Source organism: Sulfurovum sp. (assembly GCF_041551015.1).
GTDB lineage: Bacteria > Campylobacterota > Campylobacteria > Campylobacterales > Sulfurovaceae > Sulfurovum.
Genome location: NZ_JBFENQ010000101.1, coordinates 1 through 6,824, shown reverse-complemented (window position 1 = coordinate 6,824; position 6,824 = coordinate 1). Strand labels below are relative to the sequence as shown.

The 6,824-nt window shown below is 36.3% G+C and carries 9 protein-coding genes; 1 reads left to right on the top strand and 8 read right to left on the bottom strand.

Translation table 11 applies throughout. From position 1 onward, the window contains the following. Positions 1-91: 91 nt before the first annotated feature. From ABZC96_RS07295 to ABZC96_RS07265, 7 genes are all read right to left on the bottom strand, one after another. Positions 92-250 (bottom strand): hypothetical protein, encoded by a 159-nt coding sequence (locus ABZC96_RS07295; RefSeq protein WP_373030131.1) that lies wholly within the window; start codon positions 248-250, stop codon positions 92-94. A 281-nt stretch (positions 251-531) separates the two neighbouring features. Beyond that, positions 532-909 (bottom strand): thiosulfate oxidation carrier complex protein SoxZ, encoded by a 378-nt coding sequence (gene soxZ / locus ABZC96_RS07290; RefSeq protein WP_373030129.1) that lies wholly within the window; start codon positions 907-909, stop codon positions 532-534. A gap of 52 nt (positions 910-961) precedes the next feature. Beyond that, complete coding sequence (locus ABZC96_RS07285; protein ID WP_373030127.1) at positions 962-1,399, bottom strand: thiosulfate oxidation carrier protein SoxY; 438 nt, start codon at positions 1,397-1,399, stop codon at positions 962-964. Between the two features lie 100 nt (positions 1,400-1,499). Further along, entirely contained in the window at positions 1,500-2,750 is a 1,251-nt protein-coding gene (locus ABZC96_RS07280) for a c-type cytochrome (RefSeq protein WP_373030126.1), read from the bottom strand. Next, positions 2,731-4,080 (bottom strand): sulfite dehydrogenase, encoded by a 1,350-nt coding sequence (soxC, locus tag ABZC96_RS07275; protein WP_373030124.1) that lies wholly within the window; start codon positions 4,078-4,080, stop codon positions 2,731-2,733. Before soxC ends, ABZC96_RS07280 begins: the two co-directional genes overlap by 20 nt. 271 nt (positions 4,081-4,351) lie before the next feature. Then, positions 4,352-4,813, bottom strand: a complete 462-nt coding sequence (locus tag ABZC96_RS07270) for a thiosulfate oxidation carrier protein SoxY (RefSeq protein WP_373030123.1) — start codon at positions 4,811-4,813, stop codon at positions 4,352-4,354. Beyond that, a complete protein-coding gene (locus ABZC96_RS07265) occupies positions 4,810-5,247 on the bottom strand; it encodes a hypothetical protein (RefSeq protein ID WP_373030121.1) in 438 nt (145 codons plus the stop codon). The genes ABZC96_RS07270 and ABZC96_RS07265 overlap by 4 nt, the downstream gene beginning before the upstream one ends. Positions 5,248-5,380: 133 nt before the next feature. On the opposite strand from ABZC96_RS07265, the gene ABZC96_RS07260 reads away from it, so the two are divergent. Further along, complete coding sequence (locus ABZC96_RS07260; RefSeq protein WP_373030120.1) at positions 5,381-5,818, top strand: MOSC domain-containing protein; 438 nt, start codon at positions 5,381-5,383, stop codon at positions 5,816-5,818. A 52-nt stretch (positions 5,819-5,870) separates the two neighbouring features. Here the strand turns inward: ABZC96_RS07260 and ABZC96_RS07255 are convergent. After that, positions 5,871-6,824 (bottom strand): DUF302 domain-containing protein (locus tag ABZC96_RS07255; RefSeq protein WP_373030119.1); only part of this gene is annotated, 954 nt, incomplete at its 5' end.

Below are 6,824 nucleotides of genomic sequence, written 5' to 3'. Positions count from 1 at the left end.
TTTGAGATACATCAAACGCTTTAACTCTCATTCCTTACATTCAAACTCTAATTTACTTTTAAAATCTTCCCACTCTATCACTTTGTACACATCAATGTAATTTATTGTACAACAGTGAGAACGTTTCACTATCTCTGCAGCCTATTACACCATAGACGATACTGATATTACCATCAATAAAACCCATACTAGGGTAAAAACCTGTCTCTAGTGATTTTGTATACCCATGGCTTTCTTCCATTAAAATCATGATGTAAGATACTTATCTATCGTATCTTCGATGGTGTTATCATCCAGTGTCTCATTGCGCATTTCCTCGCAAAAGCCACATCCCATCCTTATGAAAAAAAAGTAAAAGGTACTTAGGTCATTTATATACCTGTTGACTTAATATGTCTACATTGATTATATTTTGATTAGGAGTTGCCAATAAAACCACAAATGATGTAGTAAAGAAGATAAAAAATTTTACAAGCAATTTAAACATCTGGATTACTATACCCCGGGAGGGACATAGTAAATTCAATCAAATTACTTGATTTCTTTAGTCGCGAAAAATACTTCACCTTTGAGTTGAGTGTATGTAATTTTAAGTTCGTCACCTTTTTTACCATTAAATACAAATTTGATCAATGGGTTTTTAGAAAGGAATTGACTTGTTGATGCATCATATACTACTTTGTCACCTACAGTTCCTGTAATGTGAGTAATAAAGTTTGCCTCTACACCTTTTTTCTTTGCTTGATCATATGTAAGCATATCATGCTTAATCGAGATTTTTGCTTTTACAACACCATTCTTCTCGCTTGCTTTAATTTTCATATCTGTTACTTCTGTTGCTGGTGCTTCTGCCATTGCAGATGTAGCCATAAGTGCAATACTTGCAAGTGCTAACATTAATTTCTTCATCTATTTTCCTTTTATATATTTATTTATTTACTGTCATTAACGGGTGAGAGGATTAACCTTCACATCCACCAAGTGCAACTTCTAATGCAAGTTTAGTTGAGTAAAATTTACCATCTTTACCTTCTACGATAGCTGTAATCGTACCAGATTTTTTCATTTTAATTTTTAATGCGAAATCTGCTACTGCACCTTCAGGTACTGTAAATACTACTACTGCTGCTTCAGGGTTAGCATCTTGGAGGAGTGCTACTGATTTTGCAGGGATATCTGTAGATACAGATACTGGGATAGATCCACCATTACTTGCCACTTTTGGCGCTTTAAGCTTAATATCTCCATCTACTGGAGTGATTGCTCCATAAAGTGCTTTAACTGCTGTTGGCACATCATGTGCTGTCCATGCATCTGGTTTCTCTGCTCTATAATCTGTTGCACTTAGGCTTACTGTCATTGCTGCTACTGCTACAAGACTTAGTATACTTTTTTTCATTTAATTTCCTTTCTATTTTGAATCATAGGATTGAGAGTGATTTCTCAAACTCATATCCTATTATATCTATTTTTTGTGTAATAATTGTGATAAGTATTTCTTATTTAGACTCTGAAATCATATAGTCAACTACTTGCTTAAGTTCATCATCAGATAATGCTGACCCACCTCTTGGAGGCATACCGTTTACACCATTAATAGTGTTTGACATAACACCGTCAAGACCTTTTTTAAGTGTCGCTTCCCAAGTTTTTTTGTCGCCTACTGCTGGAGCACCCATTGCATCTGTCGCGTGACATACTGCACATGATGCATCATATGCTGCTTGTCCAGGATGTGCTGCTTTTGTCTCTTTCACTTCTGGCATTGTTTTCTCAGAACTAAGCGGTGGCGTAAAGTCAGTCAGTGCAAATACAATTCTCTGTACTTCTGGCTCACCCTCAAAACAATCTTTCATACATCTTACACCATTTCCATAGTTCAATGGATTGTTGTAGTATGCACGTGAATTTTCTTGACCATTTGGTCCATCAATATCCGGCTCAAAACCATCGTGGTTAGGCATTCTTATTTTTAAGAATTTTTCTCTATCTAAAACATAATCTTCACCTACAAGTTCACCATCAATCTCAATCTCATTGATGTAAAGGATATATGCAGACAATGCATACACTTCTTCTGTTGTTAAAGACATTGGTGCCTGGTGAGGCATACCCGTTTTGATGTACCACCATAAAGTACTTGCTCTAGGCCAGTTAGAACCAAAGTTACGTTTTGGCCCATCTGAATCAGGATCAACACGCTGATTCATAAGTGTTTTTTGACCTTCATAGGCATTTCCGTCAGCCAGTTTAGGGTAAAGACCAGAACCTTCACCGAAGTCACCGTGACAAGAAAGACACTTCTCTTCATAGACTTCATCTCCAAATTCTACAGAACCTTCACCTTCAGGAAGCCCAGTACCGTCTGGCATTACATCGATATCCCATGCTGCCTGCTCATTAGCAGTTGCCGTTTTACCTTTGTTAAATGCAGTTTTATGTGCTTGCTCATTTACATAATACGTACCTGTTTTACCATTTACAATTGGATAATAAACACCGCCATCAATGATAGCTTTTCCGTTAAAATCGTATTTGTTGGTTACAGTATCAGATAGCTTTGGATTTACTGGTCCTACTGCATCAGTTACTCTTTTAGAGAAACCTTCTGTGTTCATTGCTGTGCTTGTTTCTGTCGTTGCTTTTGCTGTATTCTTTGTATCGTTAGATGCATTACAAGCAGTTGCTAAAAATACTGCCGATGCAAATAATGTACTTACAACAATTTTTTTATGATAAGATTTGTACATTTGTAACTTCTCCTTTTGCATCTATTTCCCATGTATGAACCGCATTTCTGTGGTAAACACCTTCGATTCCCACGGCTGCTCTCTCATTTTTAACACTTGGCTGTACGTGACCTGCATCATCTACTGCACGGCTAGAAAGAAGCATAGGCTTTCCTGTATATTCATGCATCAAAGAGAATCGAGTCCATGATTTTTCAAGTACCAAACCTTTGAGTGGTGCTTCTACCCAGTTTTTACCGCCATCAAATGATACGTCAACTGCAGTAATGGTACCCATACCAGACCAAGCAAGTCCTTCAATCTCTACCATTTCACCTTTTTTAAGGTCAGTCCACGGTTTCTCAGGACATGGTGAAGTAATCACAGAGTTAACTTCATTTGCATAGAAGTGCTGTATCGCTTTACCTGTGTGTTTAAGTGCTGTATATTTAGAAGTCTCTTCTTTTGCATAGAATGGCTCAGATGCAAACTCTAGTCTACATAACCACTTAACACATAAGTTTGCTTCCCAACCTGGAACAACAATTCTTATTGGATAACCTTGTTCTGGACGTAATGCTTCACCATTTTGTCCCCAAACTATCATTGCATCATCAAGTACTTTATCAACAGGGATTGTTCTACCCATGTGTGAATTATCTATACCTTCTGCTAGCATCCATAATGCTTCTGGCTTAAGACCAAGGTCTTTAAGTATATCTTTAATGTAAACACCTGTCCACTCAGCACAAGACATAAAACCTTTAGCAAATTGAATAGAGTTAAACTGAGGTCCTCTCCACTCTGGTCCACCATTCGCTGGACATTCGAGGAAGTGAATTCTACTTACATTCGGATATCTTTTAAGTTGATCCATTGTTAAAACAATTGGTTTCTCAACAAGACCATGAATCATAAGTCTATGTTCGTTTGGATTAATTGTTGGTGTACCACCGTGATGTCTATTAAAGAAAAGACCATTAGGTGTGATAATACCATTCAAATCTTGAATAGGTGTTACCGCAATTGATGCTCTGTAGTTACCAGAAGAAAGAATAGGTGTCGTTCTTCTTGTTACGTTATGCTCGTATGGAGAAGGCATACCGTATTTGTTTACTGTTACATCATCACCAAATTTAAGACTCCATGGCTTCTCATGCATTATGTTAAGATCATCCTCAGGGTTTATCTTAATATTAGGGTTTGCTTTCACGGCAACTGGTGCGACAACACTCGCTGCTGCTAATGCACTCATAGAATAAGCTGCTGTTTTCTTAAAAAAGTTTCTTCTTGATGCTTGCTCTGATACTTCAGAGATTACTTCAAGCTCTTCTTTATTTATCTTATTCATTGGTCCTCCTTTGTTGGTTTTAAAATGACTAAGTATGTTTAACTTAATTCCGTCATATACTCCAGATTATATTCAAAAAATATAAAAGTAGGAATAAAAATGATAAATCCGCCCCAATAATATACATAATTATCTTGTGTTTGTAACGAATATTCACCACAAACATAAAAAAACCATATAATTATCATAAATATTACATATATTGAATGTAGGATTAGACTAAATACGTCCAATGTAGCAACATTTTAAAACATATTGAACAAGCGAACTACTATCCAGAAGCCATGCAACTCAATGTAAGTATATCAATATATTCTCTCGTATAATACAGCTTTCCATCTAACCCTTCCAGTACAGCAAAAATCGTTCCTTTACGCTCCATCTTTATATTTAGCTCATATTCGATAATACTATCTTCACTCACATGAAATACTGCCACTAAACTCTTAGGATTTGCATCTTGGAAGATGGCAACTGTTTTCGCTTTAATATTTGAACGTATAGTGACAGGTATATTTTCTCGATCATCCACTACACCTTTAGGTACAATAAGTTCTATATCTGCACTTTTTTGAATCGTTGCAAATTTTTCTCTTCCGTAAAGTGCCATAGTTGCATTATTGAGAGAAGAAGATGTCCATGCCTCAGGGTTACGCTTTCTGTAATCTACAGCTAACACTTGTGTCATATAGAGCAGACACAAACCTAAAGCTAAAAAATGTCGTCGCTTCATGCTTTACCCAGTACTCTCTGTATAGCTTCAGCACGTAGAGCTACATCCCCAATAGTGTTTGCATTGGCTTCCAATGCTTTATTAAGCCCATCTTCTTCTCTACCATACTTCATAATAAAATAAATAGATTCAGCTAGTGTATTCTCCAAGGGAATAGAGACATCTGGTTCTATAGGATTAAAATACTTATTATCCCAAAGTACTCCCATACTTAAAAGTGCTAAAGTATCTTTATCTTCTTCTTGTGAAAGATGAGACTGAGGGTGTATTGCTTCTTGATACTTTGCCATTGCTTGAGATACTTTAGCAGTTATAAGACCCCCTACAGTTACAGCAGCCAATTCTATAGCATCCCTATATACCATACCATTATCCATATTTTCTTCAACCAGTTTATAAAATTGTTCTATTTTATCTTCATTGCTTCTATTCACTAAAAAACCTACCTACATAAAATCTGAACTCAAAGATAATACAAAAGACCTTTGAGCTTTCTGACAAATAAAATCAATTCTCCTCTATAAAATCTTTATGGTACAATTTTAAAAAATATAGAGGAGTACTTTTGTGAAAAATGTTGGAAAAGTAATAGACTTGTTTGTCTCAGTACAGGGGTCCTCTACAAGAGTCGAAAAAGAGTCAATTCATTTAGACCCAAAAGGTATTGTAGAAGACAAATATTATGATAAAAATATTCAACGGTCAGTTCTTATCACCTCAGAAGCGAGTTATGCTTTGGCAGCTAAGAATCATATACGACTTCCTTTTGGTGCTTTAGGAGAAAATATTCTCATTAACTACAATCCATACCACCTTACTGCGGGGGATCAATTGCGTATAGGGGATGTCATTTTAGAGATCAGTCAAAACTGTACGATGTGTGATCATCTCTCCAAAATAGATGAAAATTTACCTACTCTACTCAAAGAGGATAGAGGTATTTTTGCTAGAGTAATTGAAGGGGGAGTGATAAAAAAAGAAGACAAAATATATCTCTTAAACTAAGAGATATATTTATTTAAATGCGGGACATAATGCCCCACAAGAAATATATTTACTACTTTGCTGTAAGCTTTTCGAGTATCGCTTCCATTTTTTTCTGTGCCATAACAAGAACATCATGAGATTCTTTATCTTCGATCGCCAATGATGCTATCCAGTTATATACAGAAGGGAACCCGATTTCCATCGTATTTGTCCCTTTTTTCTGATACATATACATTGAACAAGGTGCAAATGCTCCTGCTTCAGGGTGCTTTATAGCTACTGTATAGATAACTTCAAGGTAACAGATCGAATATACATCATAGAAAGTATACCCTTCATAACCACTCTCTTCCATATCGTAGTTAAGATCGTTAAAACCGGCATTGATAAACATAGCTGGAATTAGTGCTTCTTCAAAAGCAGCCTGGAATTCTTCTTTCGCTTCTTCCCAGTCTCCATCAGGATCCATAGCAAATTGTGCAGTTGAAACCAACGGACCTTCTGGCTGTTTCATTTCATAAGCAACTTTTTCTACTTTTGCATTTGGAAGGGCTGCTCTAAGTGTATCTTGTATGAGTTTACCATACGCAACCAAGTCTGCATCATCCGCAGGAAGACCCATGATATCTGCCATTGCCGCTATACTTAATGAAGAAACAGAAATTGTTTTTGTTCCTTTTTTTGTCCAGATCGACATACTCATAGGAGAGAAAAGTCCTATGTTCGGATATTTTTTACCCAATTTGACCACTACATCTTTTTTGAAAAGTGTAAAAAGGTTATAAACATCAAAATCAACTGTTGAAAAGTTTTTAGTCCCCGCTTTACATTGTCTTAACCATGGTGCTGTCATATCTCTGTTATCATTGATGAAAAAACCTGCTTTTTCAAATTCCGCAGCGATTGTTTTCGGTGTGATCTTACCATCACTGTTATCTGCCGTTAAGATACTTACATTGTGTGTAGCTTTTTGTGTAGCATCTGCAACAAGTCCTGTTACAAGTCCCATTGAGACAAGCAGTGC